At 66.5% G+C, this 23,410-nt stretch carries 17 protein-coding genes; 13 read left to right on the forward strand and 4 right to left on the reverse strand.

The window, feature by feature from the left end:
* The first annotated feature begins 130 nt into the window (after window positions 1–130).
* Entirely contained in the window at window positions 131–1,708 is a 1,578-nt protein-coding gene (locus ACZ5Z2_RS16570) for a sulfotransferase family protein (protein ID WP_464759666.1), read from the forward strand.
* 61 nt (window positions 1,709–1,769) lie between these two features.
* Complete coding sequence (locus ACZ5Z2_RS16575) at window positions 1,770–3,350, forward strand: sulfotransferase family protein (protein ID WP_464759667.1); 1,581 nt, start codon at window positions 1,770–1,772, stop codon at window positions 3,348–3,350.
* A 102-nt stretch (window positions 3,351–3,452) separates the two neighbouring features.
* Here the strand turns inward: ACZ5Z2_RS16575 and ACZ5Z2_RS16580 are convergent, their stop codons facing one another.
* On the reverse strand, window positions 3,453–6,371 hold the full coding sequence (locus tag ACZ5Z2_RS16580; protein ID WP_464759668.1) for a TonB-dependent receptor domain-containing protein: 2,919 nt from the start codon (window positions 6,369–6,371) through the stop codon (window positions 3,453–3,455).
* 234 nt (window positions 6,372–6,605) lie between these two features.
* On the reverse strand, window positions 6,606–7,640 hold the full coding sequence (locus ACZ5Z2_RS16585; protein WP_464759669.1) for an AI-2E family transporter: 1,035 nt from the start codon (window positions 7,638–7,640) through the stop codon (window positions 6,606–6,608).
* A 123-nt stretch (window positions 7,641–7,763) separates the two neighbouring features.
* Between ACZ5Z2_RS16585 and ACZ5Z2_RS16590 the strand changes: the two genes are divergently transcribed.
* The 6 genes from ACZ5Z2_RS16590 (at window position 7,764) to ACZ5Z2_RS16615 (ending at window position 14,981) form a co-directional block, all read left to right on the forward strand.
* A complete protein-coding gene (locus tag ACZ5Z2_RS16590; protein ID WP_464759670.1) occupies window positions 7,764–8,633 on the forward strand; it encodes a 5'-nucleotidase, lipoprotein e(P4) family in 870 nt (289 codons plus the stop codon).
* A 470-nt stretch (window positions 8,634–9,103) separates the two neighbouring features.
* Complete coding sequence (locus ACZ5Z2_RS16595) at window positions 9,104–10,009, forward strand: hypothetical protein (RefSeq protein ID WP_464759671.1); 906 nt, start codon at window positions 9,104–9,106, stop codon at window positions 10,007–10,009.
* A 93-nt stretch (window positions 10,010–10,102) separates the two neighbouring features.
* Window positions 10,103–12,766: a glycerol-3-phosphate 1-O-acyltransferase PlsB gene (gene plsB / locus ACZ5Z2_RS16600; protein ID WP_464759672.1), complete on the forward strand. Its 2,664-nt coding sequence runs from the start codon at window positions 10,103–10,105 to the stop codon at window positions 12,764–12,766.
* A gap of 28 nt (window positions 12,767–12,794) precedes the next feature.
* Window positions 12,795–13,544: a bifunctional demethylmenaquinone methyltransferase/2-methoxy-6-polyprenyl-1,4-benzoquinol methylase UbiE gene (gene ubiE, locus ACZ5Z2_RS16605; protein ID WP_464759673.1), complete on the forward strand. Its 750-nt coding sequence runs from the start codon at window positions 12,795–12,797 to the stop codon at window positions 13,542–13,544.
* Between the two features lie 359 nt (window positions 13,545–13,903).
* A complete protein-coding gene (locus tag ACZ5Z2_RS16610) occupies window positions 13,904–14,170 on the forward strand; it encodes a DUF2249 domain-containing protein (protein ID WP_464759674.1) in 267 nt (88 codons plus the stop codon).
* A gap of 190 nt (window positions 14,171–14,360) precedes the next feature.
* A complete protein-coding gene (locus ACZ5Z2_RS16615; RefSeq protein ID WP_464759675.1) occupies window positions 14,361–14,981 on the forward strand; it encodes a hypothetical protein in 621 nt (206 codons plus the stop codon).
* Between the two features lie 55 nt (window positions 14,982–15,036).
* Here the strand turns inward: ACZ5Z2_RS16615 and ACZ5Z2_RS16620 are convergent, their stop codons facing one another.
* Both ACZ5Z2_RS16620 and ACZ5Z2_RS16625 read right to left on the reverse strand, forming a co-directional pair.
* On the reverse strand, window positions 15,037–15,726 hold the full coding sequence (locus tag ACZ5Z2_RS16620) for a glutathione S-transferase family protein (RefSeq protein WP_464759676.1): 690 nt from the start codon (window positions 15,724–15,726) through the stop codon (window positions 15,037–15,039).
* Window positions 15,727–15,747: 21 nt separating this feature from the next.
* Entirely contained in the window at window positions 15,748–16,656 is a 909-nt protein-coding gene (locus ACZ5Z2_RS16625; protein WP_464759677.1) for a DMT family transporter, read from the reverse strand.
* A 124-nt stretch (window positions 16,657–16,780) separates the two neighbouring features.
* Between ACZ5Z2_RS16625 and ACZ5Z2_RS16630 the strand changes: the two genes are divergently transcribed.
* The 5 genes from ACZ5Z2_RS16630 to ACZ5Z2_RS16650 all read left to right on the forward strand — a co-directional run bounded on the left by ACZ5Z2_RS16630 (window position 16,781) and on the right by ACZ5Z2_RS16650 (window position 23,369).
* The gene (locus tag ACZ5Z2_RS16630) at window positions 16,781–17,275 is read left to right on the forward strand and encodes an Lrp/AsnC family transcriptional regulator (protein WP_464759678.1); all 495 of its coding nucleotides are present in this window, start codon (window positions 16,781–16,783) and stop codon (window positions 17,273–17,275) included.
* 58 nt (window positions 17,276–17,333) lie between these two features.
* Window positions 17,334–19,034: an acid phosphatase gene (gene acpA, locus ACZ5Z2_RS16635; protein ID WP_464759679.1), complete on the forward strand. Its 1,701-nt coding sequence runs from the start codon at window positions 17,334–17,336 to the stop codon at window positions 19,032–19,034.
* A gap of 118 nt (window positions 19,035–19,152) precedes the next feature.
* Window positions 19,153–20,106 carry a prolyl aminopeptidase gene (pip, locus tag ACZ5Z2_RS16640; RefSeq protein WP_464759680.1) on the forward strand — a complete coding sequence of 318 codons (954 nt, stop codon included), beginning with the start codon at window positions 19,153–19,155 and terminating at the stop codon, window positions 20,104–20,106.
* Window positions 20,107–20,258: 152 nt separating this feature from the next.
* Window positions 20,259–21,431, forward strand: coding sequence for a diguanylate cyclase domain-containing protein (locus ACZ5Z2_RS16645; protein ID WP_464759681.1), 1,173 nt, complete (start codon window positions 20,259–20,261; stop codon window positions 21,429–21,431).
* Window positions 21,432–21,503: 72 nt separating this feature from the next.
* Window positions 21,504–23,369 carry a M1 family metallopeptidase gene (locus ACZ5Z2_RS16650; RefSeq protein ID WP_464759682.1) on the forward strand — a complete coding sequence of 622 codons (1,866 nt, stop codon included), beginning with the start codon at window positions 21,504–21,506 and terminating at the stop codon, window positions 23,367–23,369.
* Window positions 23,370–23,410: the final 41 nt, after the last annotated feature.

The following is a 23,410-nucleotide window of genomic DNA, read 5'->3' on the forward strand; positions in this document are numbered from 1 at the left end:
ATCCCAGTCATTCCACGAAGCACTTGCGACCGACCATGGCAACACCAAGATTCGAGAGGATGTCGCGATTACGGCGCCATGTTGCAGCAACGGCTTGCCGCAGCAGGGCCCACCACGCGATCCAGTGCCCATGACCAATCCGGAACAGATCTACACGCAGGCCATCCATGCGTTCAACCAGCACGACTGGGCTCGCGTCTGCGATCTGATCGCCCCGCTGCTGCCCTTGTCGGCGCGGCACGCCGGCGTGCATTACATCGCTGGCATCGCGCATCTGGAATTGCACAACCTTCCGCCTGCATTGCGGCACCTGCGCCAAGCTACCGAACTGGATCCCTCACGCATCGAGTTCGCCGCGCATTACGCGCACGCACTCTCTACGGCGCGACAGGGCAGCGCGGCAAAGGCTGCAGCGGATCGCGCCATGGCGCTCGATCCGGGAGACGCGGCAATACTCGACCTGCTCGGCTCCGTATATGCGGAATGCGATGCCCATGTCGCTGCTGTCGCCGCCAACCGGCGCGCCGTGGCTGCCAATCCCACGCACCCGGCCTATCGTTTCAACCTGGCCACCGCCCTGACGCACACTGGCGACAGCGCAAACGCAGAGCGCGAGATCGAAGCCTGCCTGGCCCTGGATCCGCGACTCTGGCGCGCGCACCTTGCCTTGTCGAACCTGCGCAGGCAATCGTCCGCCAGCACCCACATCGCCCGCCTGCAGTCGCTGCTGGAACACTATTCCACCGACGCCGAGGCGCGCCTGTGTCTGCATTTCGCCCTAGCCAAGGAACACGAGGATCTGGGCCACTACCCCCAGGCTTTCGCGCATTACCTGCAAGGCAATGCGGCCGGCCGCGAAGCGGTCGATTACTCGCCCGAACAAGATGCTGCAATCTTCGCCGCGATGGAGCGTGCGTTCCCGGATCCGCTGCCCGCCCCCGACAGCGCTCCCCCTGGCGAACCCATCTTCGTGTTCGGCATGCCGCGCAGCGGCACCACCCTGGTGGAACGCATCCTGTCCAGCCATCCGGACGTTCACGCCGCCGGCGAATTGCTGAACTTCGGCATGGCGGTGGGCAGCGCTTGGAACGGCTCCGCGCCATTCTGGAAAGACCCGGATATCGCCACGCGCGTCCGCACCATCGACTGGCAGCGCATCGGCGTCGACTACCTGACCAGTACACGTCCGGATACCGGCCACACGCCACGCTTCGTGGACAAATTCCCGTTCAATTTCCTCTATGCCGGCCTTATCGCATGCGCATTCCCGAACGCGAAGCTGATCTGCCTGCGCCGCGATCCGCTGGACACTTGTTTGGGCAATTTCCGCCAGGTGTTCGCGGAAAAGCTGCCCTACTACCATTACTCCTTCGACCTCGATGACATCGCCCGCTACTACATCCTGTTCGACCGACTGATGGCGCACTGGCGAAATGTGCTGCCCGGACGCATCCTCGAACTCCGCTACGAATCGCTGGTCGGGGCGCAGGAAACCGAAACGAAACGCTTGCTGGCCCATTGCGAACTAACCTGGCACGATGCCTGCCTGCACTTTGAACGCAATGCGGCACCGGTAGCCACCGCCAGTAGCCTACAGGTGCGTCAGCCGATGTTTCGCACATCCATCGGCCACTGGCACCGCTATGAGAACGAGCTGGCTGCCATGGGGGCGGTGCTGCGCAACGCCGGCATCGAACCGACTACCTGAACCTCACCGTGATCCCGCCAGTCGCGCTAACGTTGCACTTCCGCGCCATATTCTCCTCCCGATGACCGACGACACCTCTGCCCCTTTCGCCGAACTCAGCGCTGCCTTCAACCGTCGCGATTGGCAACAGACGCTTCGCATCGCGAACCGCCTGCTGCCAGGCATGCCGCAGCATCCCTTGCTGCGTTTCATTGCCGGCGTAGCCGAAATGGAACGGCAGAACATGCCAATGGCGTTGACCCACTTGCACATCGCAACCGAGTTGGAACCGCGCCGCGTGGACTTTGTCGTGCAATTTGCCAAAGCGCTGACCCAGGTAAAGATGACACGCGAGGCGCGCGAGGCAGCCGACAAAGCGATGGCATTGGCGCCGAACGATCCCATCGCGCTGGATACGCTGGGCGTGATCTACACCCAGGCACATGCCCATGCGAACGCTGCGGCCGCATTTCGTGGTGCCACGACGCTCGCTCCAGCCGTTGCCTCCTACCGCTTCAACCTCGCCACCGCGCTGGTGACCGTGGGCGAGATCGATAGCGCCGAAGCGGAACTGGAAGCTTGCCTCCACATCGACCCTTACTACTCGAAAGCGCACCTTACCTTGGCCCAGTTGCGCAAACAGGCGCCGGACAACAACCACATCACCCGCTTGCAAGAGCTGCTCGCCGGTCACGACGACGACCAAGAAGCGCAGACCTACCTGCACATGGCGCTGGCCAAGGAGTGCGAGGACTGCGCGAACTATCCCGCCGCCTTCGCGCACTACACCAGGGGCAAGGCCGCTGCCGGCAAGGATCTCGGCTACTCCAGCGCGCATGATGAAACCTTGTTCGCGGCCATAGCCGCAGCATTTCCCTCGCCCCAGAACGTTGCATCCGGCTACCCGACGAACGAACCTATCTTCGTGATAGGCATGCCGCGCAGCGGCACCACCCTGGTGGAGCGCGTCATCACCAGTCACCCGGATGTCTACTCGGCCGGCGAACTGATGAACTTCGGCTTGATCCTGAAGCACTCATCGGGCAGCCGCACGCCGCTATTGCTCGACGCCGATACCATCGATCGAACACGTGGATTGAACTGGGAAGCCATCGGGGCCGAGTATCTTGCCAGTACTCGTCCGGCCACCGGCCACGCACCTCGCTTCGTCGACAAGTTGCCACACAACTTCCTTTACGCAGGATGGATTGCTCGCGCGCTGCCGGACGCAAAGATCGTCTGCCTGCGTCGCAACCCACTGGACACTTGCCTCGGCAATTTCCGCCAACTGCTACCGCTGCAATCACCCTATTACGCCTATTCGTTCGACCTGCTCGACATCGGGCGCTACTACGCGCTGTTCGATCGCCTGATTGCGCACTGGCAACGCGTCATACCCGGTCGCATCCTGGAAGTGCAGTACGAAAACCTGGTGGAGTCGCAGGAAGCCAGCACTCGTCGCTTGCTCGAATTCTGCGGCCTATCTTGGCACGATGGCTGCCTGCGTTTTGAACAAAACGACGCACCGGTGAATACAGCCAGCGCGGTACAGGTGCGCAACCCGATCTACCGCAACGCTATGCAGCGCTGGCGCAAATACGAGCCGCAACTGGATGAGCTACGCGCCGTGCTGTGCGAACGCGGCGTCCACCTGACCGAGTAACACACGCTTCAACACCAGTAAACCGAGGCCGCGCATGCCTCAACGAAAACGGCCCCACCGAAGCGGGGCCGTTTTGTCAGTCAGATACGCATCGAGCAGGCATTAGCCGTTAGAGGGGTTGCCGAACTTATAGTTCGCCTCCAGGAAGAACGCTCGACCGAACGGGTTGTAGTTGTCCGCGTTGTACGGCGCACTGGTGAACCCGTCGTAGGTGCGGTCAAGCGGCGGCATCTTGTTGAACAAATTGCTGATCTGCAACGAGACGCCCAGGTTCTTGATCGGATTGTAGGTCACGCTGGCATTCCATAGTATCCATGCCCCCAACTTGCCGGCACCCGGATCCGTATAGTTGTCGGCGGTGACTGCCGCATTATTCGGCGTACGTCCATAACGGTTGACGTACAACGTGGTGCCCCACTTGTCCTTCTCCCACGTCATCGAAGCATTGACCTTGCTCTTGAAATCGGTGCTGTAGTTGGGGTGCGTCAAAACATCAACCTTGGGATCGATGACGTAGTCCTGAGTGGTGTGCTTGAGCACATCTGAATACGATGCATCCCACACCAGCTTGCCCCATGAACCGATGCCGTGTGCGTAGCTGAAGTGTGCGGTAACCGCATTGACCTGCTCATTCGCAAGGTTGAGCTTCGGCGAATTCGCCGTGAGGATAGGGCCAAGCAAGGCCACACCGTTGACTGGCTGGCCAGCCGCGCCACGCGTCAGATAGGCAAAGGCATTTGTGCACGTCGCCGAGTTCGGATCGATCGTTTTTATGTCGCACAGGTACTGCGTGTTCGACAATGTATCCGAACTAAGCTGGGTCACTTCGTTGTTGATGCTCCAATGCAGGTAATCCACGCTGATGGACATCTGCTCGAGCGGCGCCCATACCAAGCCATATGTCCAGACATTGGCCGTAATAGGCTTCAATGCCGTGTTCCCCGAAGTGATCTGCTGGACATTACCCGCCGACACAAGCGGGCCAGTCGTGATGCTCTGGTAATACTTGTTATAGCAAGCCCCATATTGGGACGGCGTATAGCCCAAGCGGCCGCAGTTCAGGTAATCGTTGACGCCGATATAACTCGAACTCGGCCGCTGGAATTCATCGGCCAAGGTCGGCACCTTGAACGCGGTGCCGTAGCGCCCACGCAACAGTAGCGTGTCGAAGGGACGATATTCCAGGCCCAGCATGTAGGTGCCGTGGCTGACCGTGTTGCCGCCCACCTTGTAGCTGTCGTAGCGACCCGAGATATCCATGGTCAACTGCTGCAGCAGCGGTAGCTTGAATTCAGTCGTTGCCGCATATCGCGAGCGATGACCCGCGCCCGGCGTGGCGCTCAAGCCCCAGATGTCGGACGTAGTGGTTTGATCCAGCGCGAAGTTCGTCAACAGGCGCGGATCGGGAGAATAGTCCCAACCCTCGTTGCCCCCTTCCAGCACTACCGCCACGCCAGCATCGCCACCCGGCAAGGCGAACAGCGAATCGTTGGTCAGCTGGCCACGCAGCATGTTGTCCCAGGTCTTGCCGTCGTCGGTTACCCAAGTGGAGAAGCTGCGGAAATCCGAGGGCGAAACCGGTTGCCACATGGCAGGGTAGTTCGGCGAATACACCGGATACCCGCCGGTGGTACCAAGCAGCGGGCCAAGCACGCGTGTGGCCCAGTACTGCTCGAACGGCACGGCAAGGCGGTTGTAGCTGCGATCGATCAGGTGATCGTCCGAATGGGTAAAGCCCAGATCGTAGTCCCAGTTCGATTGGCCAAAGGTGCCGCGCCCGCCCAGAGAGAGCATGTAGGACTTTTCATATTCCTTGTTCATTATGTTCTGGTAGCCGCCAACCTCTTCCGGCGCAAACGTATGCTGCAGCGTCACCAAGCTGCCGCCATCCAGATTGGGATCGTAGAAATAGCCTGAGGTGTTATGCGCCACCGCATAGTTGGTGTTCCAGAACGTCGTGCTTGCACCGTTGGTCCACTTCTTTTCCGAGTAGTTGTAGAGCAAGTCTCCGTACAACTGCAGGTTGTCGTTCACATCAAACGTGTTGTGGGTATACAGATCAGCGGATTTTTTCGCCGACCTGAGGGTCGCTGCACCACCAGAATACAACGTACCGCAATAGTCACCTCGGCCCGGTCGATTATGCAGACCTTCGGTACCTCCCCATTGATTGCTCACGTTGGCGCAGTTGCTCGGATCCTCGAACACGTACTGACCAGTGCTGCCGTTGAGAACCAAGGTATCGCGCGAGGGGATGGGCGGGGTGGTGCCATTCTGGTTGAACTGCCGCGTCAGCGCGCGATCCTTCGTCCACATCGGCTGGGTGCTGTCCACCTGCACGCCTACCAGCGAGGTCCACTTGCCCACCGTGAAGCTGTCGGCAAAGCTGGCCCGGCGATTTGCTCCGCCACCGCCGGTATACCAGCCGTAGCGTACATCCAGCACGGGCTGGTCGATGTGCTTTTTGAGCACGATGTTGATCACGCCCGCGATAGCGTCCGAACCGTACAGCGAGGATTGGCCGCCCGGCAGGACGTCGATGTGATCGACCATGTCCATCGGAATGCCACTGATGCTGTTGAACGTCTGGCTACCGTTATAGAGGCCGGGGAAACTCCCCATCGGGCGGCCGTCCACTAAGTACTTCACGAACCCCACCGGCAGACCGAACATGCTCAGCGTTTCAGCACCAGTGGTGAACGAGTTGGTGTCCTGCATGCCCTGCACGCTGCCGGTGGCGAAGGACGCCTGCTGCAACGCCTCGGCTACGGTGGCGAAACCACGCGCTTTCATCTGGTCAGCGGTGATCGTGATGACCGGCGTTGCGGTCTCGATCTCGGTCTGCGGAATCAACGAGCCGGTCACCGTGACGGCTTGCAGCTTCTTGGCATTCTTGGCATCGGGCGCCTGGCTGTTGTTCTGGCCCTGTTGCGTGGTCTGGGCATCCTGCGCATAGGCGGCAACCGAACCAAAGGCCAAGGCCGCCATCACTGCCACGGCCAGTTTCGACTTGATCATCATTCTTGTATCCCCTTGTTACGTAAAGACTAATCCCAGCTCAGTCGCCAGGAATTGGCTCAGGCTTGCGTGCTACCAAGACGCCCCCGAGGCTCAGCCCCCCAGCTGATCCATCGTCTTGGCACGCGCCAGTGACCTGTGTAGCACAGGCTTTAACGAAAGGACAACAACAATTTCGTACTTGCATCGTTAATTATGCGTGCGCAAGTCTGACTCGCGCTTCCTGGAAATTTCTCGTCAGATCAATCGCCGCGCCTCCAACTCGCCCTTCAGATAGGCGTAATAAATCGGCGCCGCGATCACGCCGGGCAGCCCGAAGGCGGCCTCCAGCAGCAACATCGCCACCAACAACTCCCATGCACGCGCGTGGATCTGCGAGCCCACGATGCGCGCGTTGAGGAAGTACTCCAGCTTGTGGATCAGTATCAGGAAACCCAGCGCGGCCACGGCCACGCCCAGCGACACGGACAACGCAGCCACGGTGACGGCGGTGTTGGAGAGCAGGTTGCCGATCACCGGCAGCAGGCCGACGATGAAGGTGAGCGCCACCAGCGTCTTGGCCAGCGGCACGTGGATGCCCAGCAACGGCAGCACGCCGAGCAGGAACACCGCGGTGAGCGCGGTGTTCACCAGCGAGATCTTGATCTGGGCGAACACGATGTCGTGGAACGCGCCGGCCAGGCGTTGGCAGCGCTGGCCGAGCGCCGCCGCCAGCGGCCCCACCTGGTGCGCCGGACGGGTTCGGCTCAGGGCCACGATGGCGCCCAGCACCAGGCCGATCAGGATGTGCACGGACACGCGCGCAGCGCCCTTGCCTGCCGTCTGCAGGGTCGTTGCGTGCTTGCTCACCAGCGCGGCCAAGCCGTCGCGCAGGTCGTCCACGCTGTCGGGCAGGTGGTCGACCAGCATCGCGGGCAGTTGCTGGCGCGCCTTTTCCACCAGCGGCATCAGCTGCTGCTGCCAGAGCAGTCCCGGATTGCCCAGCTCGCTGCGGAAGAAGCTGATCGCGCCGAGGATCAGCAGCACCAGCAGGCCCACTACCACGGCGCCCAGCACCGCCACCACCACCACACGCGCGCGGTCGCCGGGAATGCGGCGCCCCAGCAGCGGCGTTGCCGCCTGCACCAGTTCGTACACCAGCAGACCCGCCAGCAACGCGGAGAGCAGGTGCAACTGCAGCACCAGCCATAGGAGCAGCGCAGCCAGCACGTAACTGGCGCCGTGGATGGCGGGCGAGCTGGCCCGGAATGCAAGGGGCGTCGGATCGTTCATGCGGGCTCCGGCGTGGCTGGGGAGCTTCCAGTCTGTCAGCCGGCGCAAGGGACAACCAGCCCCGTGCTGTCAGGCCGCTGTCGTAAACTTTCGGCAGACTCGCCGCTTTTCGTTGGAGATCCCATGCGACTTCGTCTGTTGCCGGCCCTGGCCGCATTCGCCCTGCTTGCCGGCTGCGCCGGCGCGCCACCGCACCCCACCGCCACATCCGCGATTGGAACCGCCGCCAACGACAACCTCAACGCGGTGGCGTGGACGCAGACCGCGATCGAGCACGACCTGATCTACATCCAGGCCTACCGCGACGCGCAATCGCAACTGCTGGCTGCCCTGCACGACCCGAAGTGGGATGCGCTGACCAAGGAAGACCGCGTGGCTCCTGCCGCCGGCCTGCCGCCCGCGGTGGTGCTGGACATCGACGAAACCGTACTGGACAACTCGCCCTACCAGGCACGGCTGGTGAAGAGCGGCGGCTCCTACGACGAGGCCAGCTGGGCCGCATGGTGCAAGGAGCAGCGCGCCCGCGCCATGCCGGGCGCGCTGGCCTTCACGCAGTTCGCCGCCGCGCACGGCATCGCGGTGGTCTACCTCTCCAACCGGGCGAAGGATCTGGATACGGTCACCCTGGCCAACTTGCGTCAGCTGGGCTTCCCCGTTTCCGGCCCGGACGCCTTCCTCGGCCTGGGCACGGTGGAGCCGGGCTGCGAGCAGGTGGGCACCGAGAAAGGCTGCCGCCGCCAGTTGGTGAGCCGCAAATACCGCGTGCTGATGCAGTTCGGCGACCAACTGGGCGATTTCGTGGACGTGCTCGCCAACACCGACGCCGGACGCAAGCAGGCCATCGCCGGCTACATGGGCTGGATCGGCACGCGCTGGTTCGTGCTGCCCAACCCCACCTACGGCTCGTGGGAGCCGGCGCTGTTCAACAACGACTGGAGCGCACCGGAAGCCGAGCGGCGCCAGGAGAAACTGGACTCCCTGCGTTATAAATAAACAAAAACATATGGTTGCAGCGCATAACAAAAGTGTTGCCTTAGGTTTCACGCCCCGCTAATATCTGTCGCGCCTACCTGCTGCTGACCTCCAGTTTTCTGCAGGCAAGGCCATTTCCCTTCCGGCTCGACCGGATTGCCCCGCGAGGCTCGCGCCCGCGGGGTTTTCTTTAATCCTTGCGATCATCCCTGATCGCGAAGATCACACGGGCGGCCATCCCTGGCCGCACTTTTCACCAAGAGCCGTTGCGATCAGCCCCGATCGTGAAGATCGCGCGGGCAGCCATCCACGCCCGCATCTCTCATCAAGAACCGTTGCGATCAACCCCGGCCGAGAACGTCGAACGGGCGGGCATTCATCACCGCGTTTCGGCATACGGCACCCGCAGGTTCCTGCGAACAACCCTTGTTCCCCAGTTGCCGCGCCCCTTACCCTGACCGACCACGCCCCGCTCCACGCGAGATCTGCCCATGCGCTTCCGCCTTCTCCGTCGCACCCTGCTGCCCCTGCTCGCCGTGCTGGCGCTGGCCGCCTGCCACAACAGGGACGAGGCCGCGCAGGTCGGCGGCAGCACGCCGGAAGCAGCCGTGCAGGGATCGATCGACCTGCTGAAGGCGGGCGATTTCAACGGCCTGTGGAAACACGCCCTGCCGCCCGGCGACTACGCCACCCTGCGCGCCGACTGGAGCCGCCACAACGCCCACCGGCCGCCGGTGAGCGCCGCGGACAAGGCGCGGTTCGACGCCGCCGTGCAGAAGCTCACCGGCCCGGATGCGGAAACCGGGCTCTACGCCGAAGTGCAGCCCAAGCTCGACCAGATGCAGCAGCAGTACAAGGATCAGTTGCCGGTGCTGGTGGCCATGGGCGGCGCCTTCCTCAAGAACGGCGTGGCGCAGAACCAGACCCTGGACAGCGCGCAGAAGACGCAGGCGGACAGCCTGATCGACGTGCTCACGCCATGGGCGCAACAGGCGCCGTGGTTCGACCAGGCCAGGGCCAAGCAGGCCGTGGCCGTGCTGGTGGCTACCGCGCGCAAGCTCGACCTCAAGAGCCCGGAGCAGTTGCGCACGATGGATTTCGACGCCGCGATGGCGAAATACGCCACCGGCTACACCGGCCTCAAGCAGGTGTTGGCGATCTACGGCCTGCCGGTGGACGACGCGCTGGCCTCGGCCAGGCTCAGCACCGTCTCCAGCCAGGACGGCCGCGCCGTGGTGAAGATCGACTACACCCTGCTCGGCAAGCCGCTCTCCGCCGAAACCGCCGTGGTGCGGCAGGACGGGCGCTGGTACAGCGCATCGCTGATCGACAACGTGCGCAAGGCGCACGAGCAATTGCAGCAACCGGCGATGGCCGGCAGCGCGGCGGCGCACTGACGCCGCCTACCCTTCCCCGCTTGAGGGCGAAGCGGAAACTATCCCACCACACGCCCAAGCATGGTTTTACGAACCAGCCGGTAGAATAGGCGGATGCAGAACATCTCCCACGCGGATTCCTCCCGCCGCCGCGCCCCCTGGTGGTTCCGGCTGGCCGGGCAGCTGTTGCAGCCCTGGGTGCGCCTTCGCCGCGACCCGGCAGAGCCGGCCACCCTGCTCAAGGCCGGCGTGCCGGTGTGCTACGTGATCGAGCGCGACGGCCTTTCCGACGCGCTGATCCTCGACCGCGCCTGCCGCGAGGCCGGCCTGCCCAGCCCGCTGCAACCGCTGGCCGGCACCCGCCGCAAGCGCTCGGTGTTCGCCCTGATGCGCCGCGACGGCTGGCTGTTCGGCCGCAAGCGCCACCGCTCGCCGAACGAGCCGCTGGGCCAGCTGGTGCAGTCGCTGGAAGGCCTGCCCGAGCGCGACATCCAGATCGTGCCGGTGTCGATCTACGTGGGCCGCGCGCCGAACCGCGAGTCGGGCTGGTTCAGCGTGCTGTTCTCCGAAAACTGGGTGATGGTGGGCCGCTTCCGCCGCCTGCTGGCGGTGCTGCTGAACGGCCGCGACACCACGGTGCACTTCGCCGAGCCGGTGTCGCTGCGCGAGGTGCTGGCCGAATCCGGCGAGCTGCCGCCGCCGCGCTTCGCGCGCAAGCTGGCGCGCGTGCTGCGCACCCACTTCCGGCGCATCCGCGCCGCGGTGATCGGGCCCGACCTCTCGCACCGGCGCACCGTGGTGGACGACGTGCTGCGCGCCGAGCCGGTGCGCGCCGCGATCGCCGCCACCGCGGCGAAGGAAAAGATCAGCGCGGCCAAGGCCAAGCGCCGCGCGCAGAAGATGATGCTGGAGATCGCCGCCGACTACTCGCACCCGGTGGTGCGTTCGGTGTCGTTCCTGCTGTCGAACTTCTGGAACAAGCTGTACGACGGCATCGCCATGCACCACTTCGACAAGGCCCGCGCCGCCGCGCCGGGCTTCGAGGTGGTGTACGTGCCCAGCCACCGCAGCCACGCCGACTACCTGCTGCTCTCCTACCAGTTGCACATGTCCGGCGTGGTGCCGCCGCACATCGCCGCGGGCGTCAACCTCAACCTGCCGCTGATCGGGCCGATCCTGCGCCGCGGCGGCGCGTTCTTCATGCGCCGCACCTTCAAGGGCAACGCGATGTACTCGGTGATCTTCAACGAGTACATGGCGCAGCTGATCGACCGCGGCGTGCCGATGGAGTACTTCGTCGAGGGCGGCCGCTCGCGCACCGGGCGCCTGCTGGCGCCGCGCGCCGGCTTGCTGTCGATGACGGTGCGTGCCTTCCTGCGCGCGCCGCGCCGGCCGGTGCTGTTCCAGCCGGTCTACATCGGCTACGAGAAGCTGATGGAGGGCAAGAGCTACGCGGGCGAGCTCAGCGGCCAGCCCAAGGAGAAGGAAACCCTGTTCGCCCTGCTGCGCGGCATCGGCGGGCTGTTCAAGCAGCGCTACGGCCACGTCACGATCAACTTCGGCGAGCCGATCGAGCTGACCCCGCTGCTGGAGGCGGCCAGCAGCGACTGGCGCAGCGCCAGCGCCGATCCCGACGCCCGCCCCGAGTGGCTGGGCGGCGCCATCGACCAACTCGCCGAACGCATCCAGATCAACGTCAACCGCGCCGCCGACGTCAATCCGATCAACCTGCTCGCGCTCACCCTGCTGGCCACGCCCAAGCACGCGATGGCGGAGAACGACCTGCTCGCCCAGCTCGAACTCACCAAGTCGCTGCTGCTGGAGCTGCCCTACTCCGACCGCGTCACCGTCACGCCGGTGGATCCCGCCGGCATCATCGCCTACGGCGAGCAGATGGGCTGGATCCGCCGCATCAAGCACCCGCTGGGCGACGTGCTGGACGTGGAGGCCGAGCAGGCCGTGCTGCTCAGCTACTTCCGCAACAACGTGCTGCACCTGGTCGCCGTGGCGGCATGGGTGGCTTGCTGCTTCCTCAACAACCGCCGCGTATCGCCCGCCTCGGTGCAGCGGCTGGGCCGCGTCATCTACCCGTTCCTGCAGGGCGAGCTGTTCCTGGCGTGGGACGAGGCGGGCTTCGCCGGGCAGCTGCAGGCCACCATCGACTTCTTCGTGCGCCGCGGCCTGCTGGAAACCGCCGCCGAAGGCCGCATGCTGGAACGCGCGCCGGGCCAGGACGATGGCGCCTACCAGCTGCGCATCATCGCGCGCAGCCTGATCCAGGCCTTCGAGCGCTACTACATCGCGCTCGCCGCGCTGGCCAAGCACGGCCCGCACGCGCTCACCGCCGCCGAGCTGGAGAACACCTGCACGCTCACCGCGCAGCGGCTGTCCCTGCTCAACGAGCTGAACGCGCCCGAGTTCTTCGACAAGGCGCTGTTCCGCGGCTTCATCCAGAAGCTGCGCGAGCGCCGCGTGGTGTGGACGGACGAAGCCGGCAAGCTCGACTTCGACAACGCGCTGGACGAGATGGTGCGCGACTCGCGCGTGATCCTCTCGCGCGAGATGCGCCACTCCATCCTCAAGATCACGCCGGGCGGCGAGCGCGAGATCGCCGCCGAGGAAGCCGCACCTGCCGTGCCGACGACGCCCACCGACGACGCCGCGGAGCTGCACCAGCGCCACGTGGAAGCCGAGCACGAAAGCCATCGCGCGCACGCCGCCGATGCGCCCGCCAGCATCGGCGAAACCGAAGGCACGCAGCGCGACCTGCCGCTGTGACGACCCATCCCTCCGATCGCGTGAAGCCATGAACGAGCAGCCCACCACCCATTTCGGTTTCCGCGACGTGCCCGTCGCCGACAAGCAGAAGCTGGTCGGCGAGGTGTTCACCTCGGTCGCGCGCAGCTACGACCTGATGAACGACCTGATGTCGTTCGGCATCCATCGGCTATGGAAGCGCCACTTCGTGGCGGTCAGCGGCGTGCGCAAGGGCGACCGCGTGCTGGATCTGGCCGGCGGCACCGGCGACATCGCCGCGCTGCTCAAGCCCGTGGTGGGCGAGCAGGGCGAAGTCGTCGTGGGCGACATCAACGCCGCCATGCTCGGGGTGGGCCGCGACCGCCTCACCGACCGCGGCCTGGTCGGCGGCCTGCGCTGGGCGCAGTTGAACGCTGAATGCCTGCCCTTCCCCGACAACAGCTTCGACGCCGTGACCATGGCCTTCGGCCTGCGCAACGTCACCGACAAGGACAAGGCGCTGGCCGACATCTGCCGCGTGCTCAAGCCCGGCGGCCGCGCCCTGGTGCTGGAGTTCTCGCGCGTGCAGAGCGAGCTGTTCGGCAAGCTCTACGACTTCCACTCGTTCAAGGTGCTGCCCAAGCTCGGCCAGCTGTTCGCCGGCGACGCCGGCAGCTACCAGTACCTCGCCGAATCCATCCGCAAGCATCCCGACCAGCAGACACTGAAGGGCATGATGGAACGCGCCGGCTTCGGCCGCGTGGAAGTGCGCAATCTCTCCAACGGCATCGTGGCGATCCATCGGGCGTACAAGTTCTGATCGCTTCGCACTGCTGTCCGGAATAATCTGGGGATGGTATCGAAGGATGAAAGCCCGCGCCGCTTGCACGAAGCATGGCGAGAAGGCGACTTCATTTCCGATAACGACCACCTATCCAGACTGTCATCCCGGCGAAGACCGGGATCCAGTAGCGACCATGTTCGCTCAGGCCGCACGGCCACTGGATTCCGGCCTGCGCCGGAATAACGAGAAAGACCGCGGCCACGAATGTTCAAAATTATTCCGGACAGTAGTGGATCGCTTCGAGGATGCGGTTTGCGCGCGGGGGCTGATCCAGATCAGCGGCCCGCCCCGCGCCGTGGCGTAGCTTGTGGACTCCCCACTCCACGAGCACCGCCATGAACGCAGCCGTCGCCTCCGAACAGCACACCCACCTCTTCGATGCCCGCGGCGTGGCGCGGCGCTTCCGCCACTCGGCGATCTTCGGCGCCATCGGCGTGCTGCGCAACGGCGAAACGATGCGCTTCGTCAACGACCACGACCCGATCCCGCTGATCGCCCAGTTGCGCGACCGCCTCGGCGAACACCTCAGCGTGACCTACCGCCAGCGCGACGCCGACGCGGTGGTGATCGACTTCGGCATCGACGGCCTGCCGGAGGACTGATGGATCACCCCGCGCCATTGCGCGCGAGGCGACTACGCCGACGGCTGCTCCGGCGCATCGCGCGATGGACGCCATCGCTGGCCGAAGCCTGAACGGCTTGCGGCAGGCGCGTCATCGCCGCTCACGGCGCTCCGTTCTCCGCTCTCAGACCGCCCGTACGACGGACGGCACCCACGAGGAGGAGAACACCATGCAGAACCATACGCAGAAGTGGCTGGTCGTCGGCCTGCTGGGCCTGTGCGGGCTGGGCGGCGTGGCCGCCGCGCAGGCGCAGACCGCGCCCGCCCAGAACGCAGCCAGCGACACCCAGCGCGACGCCAACCAGCAGCAGCGCGTCGACCAAGGACTGAAGTCCGGCCAGCTCAGCACGCGCCAGGCGTCGAACCTGGAACAGCGCGAGGCGAACCTGGATCGCACCGAGCAGCGCGACATGCGCAACGGCCCGATGACCAAGGCCGAGAACGCGCAGATCCAGCACATGCAGAACCGCGACAGCGCGGCGATCTACAAGGACAAGCACGACGCGGTCACCGGCAACCCGAACTCGGCCTCGTCGCGCCGCATGCAGGCGGACGTGCAGCGCAACGCGACCCAGGAGCAGCGCCTGGCCAACGGCGTGAAGTCCGGCCAGCTCACCAACCGCGAGGATGCGCGCATGCAGGGCCGCCAGGCGCATGCCGACCACATGGAGCACGTGGCGGGCAGCAACAACGGCCGCGTCGGCCCGCGCGAGCAGAAGCGCATCCAGCGCGCCGACAACCGCAACAGCAAGCGCATCTACCGCACCAAGCACAACCAGGCGAAGCGCTGATCCGCACCACGCCGGCCGGCGCGAGCCCGTTCGCGCCGGCCGGCGCACCGCCAGTTCAGGACGCGCGCAGATCCTGCAGCCACGTACCGGCGCGAGGTACCTCGTCCTCGTGCTCCGGGTCGCGCCAGGTCTCGGCCAGCGCCGCGTCGTACCACTCGCGCATCGCGGGCAGGTCGAGCAAGCGCTGCGCGTAGGCCATCGCCGCCTCGCCCAGTCGCAGTCCGTAGCTCTGGATGCGGAACGCCACCGGCGCGTAGAACGCATCGACCGCGCTGAAAGCGTCACCGGCGAGGAAGGGGCCGCCGAAGCGCGCCAGTCCTTCGTTCCACAGTTCGTCGATGCGCGCCATGTCCTTGCGCAGCGCCTCGCCGGGTGCATCGATGCGCACACGCACGCCGCAATTCATCGTGCACACGCTGCGCAATGCGGGGAAGCCGGAGTGCATCTCGGCCGCGGCGCAGCGCGCCCACGCGCGCGCCTGCGGATCGGCCGGCCACACGCCGGCGTGCCGCTCGGCCACGTACTCGGCGATCGCCAGCGAATCCCACACCACGGTATCGCCGTCGCGCAGGCAGGGCACCTTGCCGGTAGGCGAGAACGCGCGGAACGCCTCCCAGTTCGTACCGGCGCCGCCGAGGAACGGCACCAGCCTCTCGTCGAACGGGATGCCCAGCCCGCGCAGCAGCACCCATGGCCGCAGCGACCACGAGGAGTAGTTCTTGTTGGCGATGTAGAGCTCGTACACGCTGCACCCCTTCGTCGAACGTCAGGAAGATTCCGCCAGTGCCGCTGGCGCTACCGGGCGACGCCGCGCGTTCGCCAGCAGAACGCCGCCGATCACGATGACGCCGCCCACCAGCACCATCGCGCCGGGCACTTCGCCCAGCCACAACCAGCCGATCACGATGGCGATGGGCGGCGACAGGTAAATGAAGCTGGAGACGCGCGACGCGCTGGCGCGATGCACCGCCACGTTCCACGCAAGATAGCCGACGAAGCTCGGCGCGATGCCCAGCCACAGCAGCGCGGCGATGTGCGACCACGGCGCCGCCGCCAGCGCCTGCGGCAAGCCGCCCGCGAACGGCAGGCATCCCAGCGTGCCGGCGAAGAAGGTGAAGGCGGTGACCGCCAGCGTGCCGGAACGCGCGAACAGCGGCTTCTGTCCCACGAAATAGACCGCCGAGGCCAGCACGCACACCAGCACCAGCAGCGCCTTCGGATCGGCCTCGACCTTCTGCCCGCTGGCCAGCACCACCAGCACCGTGCCGACCAGCGCGATGGCCAGTCCCGTCCACGTGCGCAGGCTCAGGCGCTCGCGCAGCCACAGCGCCGACACCGCCGCCGTCGCCGCGGGCACCAGGCAGATGATGATGGACGCGGTGCCGCTGGCGATGCGCGTCTCCGCCCAGTTGAGGCAGACGTGGTACGTGGTGAGCCCGATCAATCCCAGCACGAACAGCCGCGGCCAGTCGCGCCGCGCCGGCAGCGGCACGCGCTTCGCCGCCAGCAGCGCGGCGAAGCACAGCGAACCGATGACGAGCCGCGAGAACGCCACCTCGCCCGGCGTGAACGAGGCCAGCGCGTAGGCGATCGCGGCATAGGCCGACGACCAGGTGACCAGCGCGATGGCGATGCAGATCAGGGCGCGCGCGTCGAGGCGCTCGGTGGCGCTCATGCAGGGATTCCGGTGTGGTGGGGAATGCGCATCCTAGTCTTGCCCGCGATGCCGAGGAATAATCCATCGACAGGCGATCGCCATGTTTCGCCGTCGATCGAAACAAGAACCGGAGCATGCCGCCTTGGAATCGAAACCCGAACTGGACGCCAAGGACTGGCAGCTTCTCGAAGCCCTGCAACGCGACGCGCGGCTGGGCTATGCCGAGCTGGGCCGCAAGGTGAAGCTCTCCGCGCCCGCCGTGGCCGAGCGCGTGAAGCGGCTGGAGGACGCCGGCGTGATCAGCGGCTACCGCGCCGTGGTGGAACCGAAGCGGCTGGGCTACCGCATCGAGGCGATGGTGCGGCTGCGCTGCGACGGCGGCATCTGCGCGCGCATCGGCCCCATCGTCGCCGACATCCCCGAAGTGCTGGATTGCCGCCGCCTCGCCGGCGAGGACTCCGCCCTCCTGCGCGTGGTGGCGATGTCGATCAGCCACCTGGAAAGCGTGCTCGACCGCCTGCTGAAGATCCATGCCAGCATCAGCACCACCACCCTGGTGGTGCTGCAGGCGCCGCACGCGAACCGCGCCGTCACCCGCGCGATGTGGGACGCTGCGCGCAAGCTGCCGCAGGATTGACATGCCTACCGCGCATAGTGCGCATACTCTTCCCTTCCACACACGCAAGCGAATCGCCATGACCGAGAAGCTGCCGCCCACCCTCTCCGACGCCAACGACGACGCACCCACCGACCCTTCACGACGAAAACTGCTGGGCGGCATCGCGCTGGCCGGCGCCGCGCTGGCCGTGGGCGGCTGCCAGACGGCCGCGCGCAGCAGTGCTGCCGGCACGGCCAGCGCCGCCGGCAGCGCGCTGGACGAAGCGCTGCGCGAGCACATCCGGCACGTGGTGGTGATCTACGCGGAGAACCGCAGCTTCAACAACCTGTTCGGCGGCTTCCCCGGCCTCGCGCAACCGCTGTCCGCGTTGAAGCCCGAACAGTTCCGGCAGCGCGACCGCGACGGCAAGGTGCTGGCTGCGCTGCCGCCGATCTGGCACGGCCTGGTGCCGCACAAGCAGGTGCTGGACGGCCGCGAATACCACATCGCCGAGGACGCGATCCGCGACCTCGCCAACGCGCCGTTCGCGCTGCATACCCCCGAAGGCGAGCCGCTGCCGCACGCGCTGGTCACCCGCGACCTGATCCACAGCTTCTACAACAACCAGATGCAGATCAACGGCGGACGCAACGACGGCTTCGTGGCCTGGGGCGACAGCGGCGCGCTGGTGATGGGCCACTACGCCACCGGTGCGGACAACTTCGCGCTGTGGCGGCTGGCGCAGCAGTACACGCTGTGCGACAACTTCTTCATGGGCGCCTTCGGCGGCTCCTTCCTCAACCACCAGTACCTGGTCGCCGCGCAGCCGCCGTTCTTCCCGGACGCGGACAAGACGCCGGCAAAGTTCCAGATCACCCAGCTCGAAGGCGACGATCCCAAGGGCACGCGCCCGAAGCTCGCCGACGACTCCCCCGCCAGCGCGATGCAGGGCCGTCCGAAGTTCGCCTCGCGCATGGCGCTCACGCCGGACTTCTGGGCGGTGAACACGATGGGCCCGCCGTATGCGCCGGCCTTCACCAAGGATCCGAAGAACCCGCTGCTGGCCGATCCCGCCGACCCCAGCACGCTGCCGCCGCAGGTGCACGCCAGCATCGGCGACCGCCTCCGCGCGGCGAACGTGGACTGGGCCTGGTACGGCGGCGGCTGGCAGCTGGCGCTGGACGGCAAGGGCGTGCGCGGCTCGCACGACAGCTTCCCCTACGGGCCGAATTTCCAGGAGCACCACCAGCCGCTCAACTACTTCCGGTCGTTCGCACCCGGCACCGCCGCGCGCGCGCAGCACCTGCGCGACGGCGGCACCGGCAGCGACGCCGCCACCAACCGTTTCATCGCCGCCATCGCCAACGGCACGCTGCCCACGGTGGCGTTCTACAAGCCGCAGGGCGACCTCAACCTGCACGCGGGCTATTCCGACATCGCCGCTGGCGACACGCACATCGCCGCCGTCATCGAGGCGCTGCGGAAGAGTCCGCTGTGGTCGAACACCATGGTCGTCATCACCGTGGACGAAAACGGCGGCTGGTGGGATCACGTGGCGCCGCCCAAGGGCGACCGCTGGGGGCCGGGCACGCGTATCCCCGCGCTGGTGATCTCGCCGCATGCGAAGAAGGGCCACGTCGACCACACCGTCTACGACACCGGCTCCATCCAGCGCTTCCTCAACCGCCGCTTCGGGCTGGAACCGCTGCCGGGCATCGTGATGCGCGACCAGGCGATGCGCGCCGCGGGCGGGCCGGCGCCGGGCGACCTCACCGCGGCGTTGCAGTTCGGCGCCTGACTTGCCCTCTCCCCAACCCCTCTCCCGCAAGCGGGAGAGGGGAGCCGAGCCAAAATCCCAGCCCGCTTGCGGAACAGGGACTGGGAGAGGGGTTCTTGCAACATCACCGGATCCCGCCATGCGCGAGCTGTACCCCGCCATCGAACCCTTCCGCACCCGCCGCCTCGCGGTGGATGCGCGCCACACCCTGCACGTGGAAGAGTGCGGCACGCCCGGCGCGTTGCCGGTGGTGTTCCTGCACGGTGGCCCCGGTGCGGGTATCGCGCCGTACTATCGCCGCTTCTTCGATCCGCAGCGCTGGCACGTGGTGCTGTTCGACCAGCGCGGCGCGGGGCAGTCCACGCCGTTCGCGGATCTCGTCGACAACACCACGGCGCATCTCGTCGCCGACATCGAGGCGCTGCGCGAGGAACTGGGCATCGAGCGCTGGGTGGTGTTCGGCGGCTCGTGGGGTTCCACGCTGGCGCTGGCCTACGCCGAGGCGCATCCCGAGCGCGTGCTGGGGCTGGGGCTGCGCGGCATCTTCCTCGCCCGCGACGAGGAGCTGCGCTGGTTCAACGAGGCGGACGGCGGCGCGCGCTTCATCTTCCCCGAGCGCTGGGCGCGCTTCCGCGACTTCATCCCCGAAGCCGAGCGCGGCAACATGATCGAGGCGTACTGGAAACGCCTCGACGGCGACGACGAGGCGCTGCGCCTCGCCGCCGCGCAGGCGTGGAGCGACTACGAAGGCGGCAGCACCACCCTGCTGCACGACCCCGATGCGCCCGGCGATTTTTCCGAACCGCACAAGGCGGTGAGCCTGGCGCGGCTGGAGGCGCACTACTTCCGCCACGGCATGTTCCTGGAACCGGATCAACTGCTGCGCGACGTGGCGAAGCTGCGTCGCATCCCCGCCACCATCGTGCACGGCCGCTACGACATCATCTGCCCGGTGAAAAGCGCGCTCGACCTGCACGCGGCATGGCCGGAGGCGGCCCTGCGCATCGTGCTCGCCGGCCACAGCGCCGTCGACCCGGCCATCGTCGACGCGCTGGTCGAAGCCACCGACCGGCTGGCGGATCGCTACGCCTGACGCGGCGACGAAAGCCGCGGGATTCACGCGGCCTTGCTTGATTTCCGCGGCGGCGGCGCCCCAGACTGGCCACGGAGCCGAACCCACCTGCCAGGGGCGCCCGGCCGCGGCAACAGGCGGCGGGCGGGGCGGGGCAAGCTGCCGGGGGAATCATGTTGTCGCACGACGCCATCCATGCGGTCGGTACCGCGGTCTATCTGCTGTTCTTTGCCCTGTTCCTGTGGCTGCGCAGCATCCCGCGCACCAATCCGGGCGCGGGATGGTGGGCGTTGGCGCTGCTGTTCGCCTGCGCCGGCCACGTGGACTACCTGCTGCAGCCCGTGCCCGACGCGGGGGAACCGACCGAGGCGATCTACACCGCGCTGAAGGTGGCGGAAGCGGCCTGCGTCGTCACCGGGATGATCCGCTGCTTCCGGCTCGCGTTCGACCTGCGCCTCGTGGCGCTGGCCTGGCTCGCGATCGAAGCGTGGATCTGGCTGGGCCTGGCCTTCGGCGTCACGCCGCACTCGCGCGGGCTGATGCTGGTGGGCGTCAGCGTGGTGGTTCAGCTGGCCATCGCCTGGATCGCCCTGCGCTTCCGCGACGAACTCGATGCCCGCTGGATGACGGTCGTCAGCGCGGCGAGCATCCTGCTGGCGCTGCATTGGGCGCTGGTCTACACGATCATCGCGCGAATGCCGATCTGGTCGTCCCACGGCTTCCTGCTGGGCGTGGCGCTTACGCTGGTGCAGTACTTCGCCCTGCTCGCCGCGCTGCTGCGCAGCTTCCAGCGGCGCCTGCTGCTGGCCGAATCCAGCGCGCTGGAGATGGCCTTCCGCGACCCGCTCACCGGCCTCAACAACCGGCGCTACATGAGCTCGCTGTTCGAGAACGCGCTGCTGCTGGCCACCCGCCCGCACCACCTGGTGGCGGTGCTGTGCATCGACCTGGACGACTTCAAGTCCATCAACGACCAGGGCGGCCACCTTGCCGGCGACGAGGTGCTGAAGGCCGTGGCGGAGCGGCTCACCCACGCCACCCGCAGCACCGACATCTGCGCCCGCCTGGGCGGCGACGAATTCGTGGCGATCTGCACCCAGCTCGAACAGCCCGAGCAGGCCCACGCCATCGCGCAGAAGCTGCTGGATGCGCTGGCCGAGCCCATCGTGGCCGCCGACCGCTCCTGGGCCACGCACGCCAGCATCGGCATCAGCTTCTACCCGCAGCACGGCCGCACGCTGACCGAGCTGCTGGAACACGCCGACCGGGCGATGTACCAGGTCAAGCACACGGGCAAGCACGGCTACCGCATCCATCCGGAGCAGGCCGCCCACGCCGGCGGCTGACCGGACTTCCGCCACGGGTCGCCGGCCGGGGGCCGATGGCATACTTGGGCTTTTCGGCCCCGAGTACCCGCCATGCGCCTGCTCCCCGTCCTTGCCTTCGGCGCGCTCGCGCTGCCGCTGGCCGCCCACGCCAACGACCCGGATTCCTACGCCCAGCCCGACCAGGTGGTGGTGACCCATCTCGATCTCGACCTGAAGATCGACTTCCCGCACAAGCAGCTCGATGGCGTGGCCACGCTCAAGCTGGACTGGAAGAACCCCAAGGCGCCCGCGCTGGTGCTGGATACCCGCGCCCTGAGCATCGCCTCGGTGGAGGCGGTCGATGCGGCGGGCAAGACGCAGGCGCTGAAGTACGCGCTGGCCCCGGCGGACAAGGAACTGGGCAGCAAGCTCACCATCGAGGCGCCGCGGCATCCGGCGCAGGTGCGCATCGCCTACGTCACCTCGCCCGAGGCCTCCGGCCTGCAATGGCTGCTGCCTTCGCAGACGGCGGACAAGAAGCAGCCCTTCATGTTCTCGCAGTCCGAATCCATCCACGCCCGCTCGTGGGTGCCGCTGCAGGATTCGCCGGCGATCCGCTTCACCTACGACGCCCACGTCACCGCGCCGAAGGACGTGCGCGTGGTGATGAGCGCGCTCAACGACGCCAAGCATCCGCTGGACGGCGATTTCCGCTTCGACCAGCCGCACGCGATCCCCTCCTACCTGCTCGCCATCGCCGCCGGCGACATCGCGGTGAAGGAAACCGGGCCGCGCTCGGCGGTGTACGCCGAGCCCTCCGTGGTGGACGGCGCCGCGCGCGAGTTCGCCGACACCGAGAAGATGATCGAAACCGCGGAGTCGCTGTACGGCCCCTATCGCTGGGGCCGCTACGACCTGCTGGTGCTGCCGCCGTCCTTTCCCTACGGCGGCATGGAAAACCCCAACATGACCTTCGCCACGCCGACGATCATCGTGGGCGACAAGAGCCTGGTCAGCGTGATCTCGCACGAGCTGGCGCACTCGTGGTCGGGCAACCTGGTGACCAACGCCGCGTGGCGCGACGGCTGGCTCAACGAGGGCTTCACCACCTACGTGCAGGGCCGCATCACCGAGGCGCTGTACGGCAAGCGCCTCGCCGACGAGGAGGCGCTGCTCTCCGCCCGCGCGCTGCAGAAATCCATCGCCCACATGCCCGCCAACTCGCAGAAGCTGGCGCCCGAGCCGCGCGGCGTGGACGCCGACGATGCGCTCTCCGACGTGGCCTACGACAAAGGCTCGTGGTTCCTGCGCACGCTGGAGCAGAGGTTCGGCCGCGCGGATTTCGACGCCTACCTCAAGGGCTACTTCAACCACTTCGCCTGGCACAGCATCACCACCGAGCAGATGCTGGCCTACATGAAGCCCAACCTGATCGACAAGTACCCCGGCAAGATGAGCTGGGACGAAGTGCAGCAGTGGGTCTACGGCACCGGCATTCCCAAGGATGCGCCGCTGCCCGACTCGCCGCGCTTCGACATGATCGACAAGGAGCGCAGCGCCTTCCTCGCCGGCACCTTGCCCGCCGCGAAGCTGGACGCGAAGGACTGGAACACGCAGGAATGGATGTACTTCCTCGACCGCCTGCCCGACGCGCCCACGCTGGCGCAGGCGCAGGCCATCGACGCCGCGTGGCACCTCACCGGCACGCACAACGCCGAGATCGGCATGCGCTGGTACGTGCACGCCATCGCCGCGGGCGACAAGGCCGTATGGCCCGCCGCCGCCGAGCACATGACCCGCATCGGCCGGCTCTACCTCACCATGCCGGTGTACGGCGCCTTCGCGAAGACGCCCACGGGCCTGGCCTACGCCGAGCAGGTCTACGCCAAGGCGAAGGACGGCTACCACCCGATGACGCAAGGCGCGATCGAACGCCTGTTCGCGAAGGCGAAGCAGAAGCACGCGGCCGCGAAGTAGTCATCTCAACCTCGTCATTCCGGCGAAAGCCGGAATCCAGT

The organism is Rhodanobacter sp. G1, assembly GCF_055397855.1.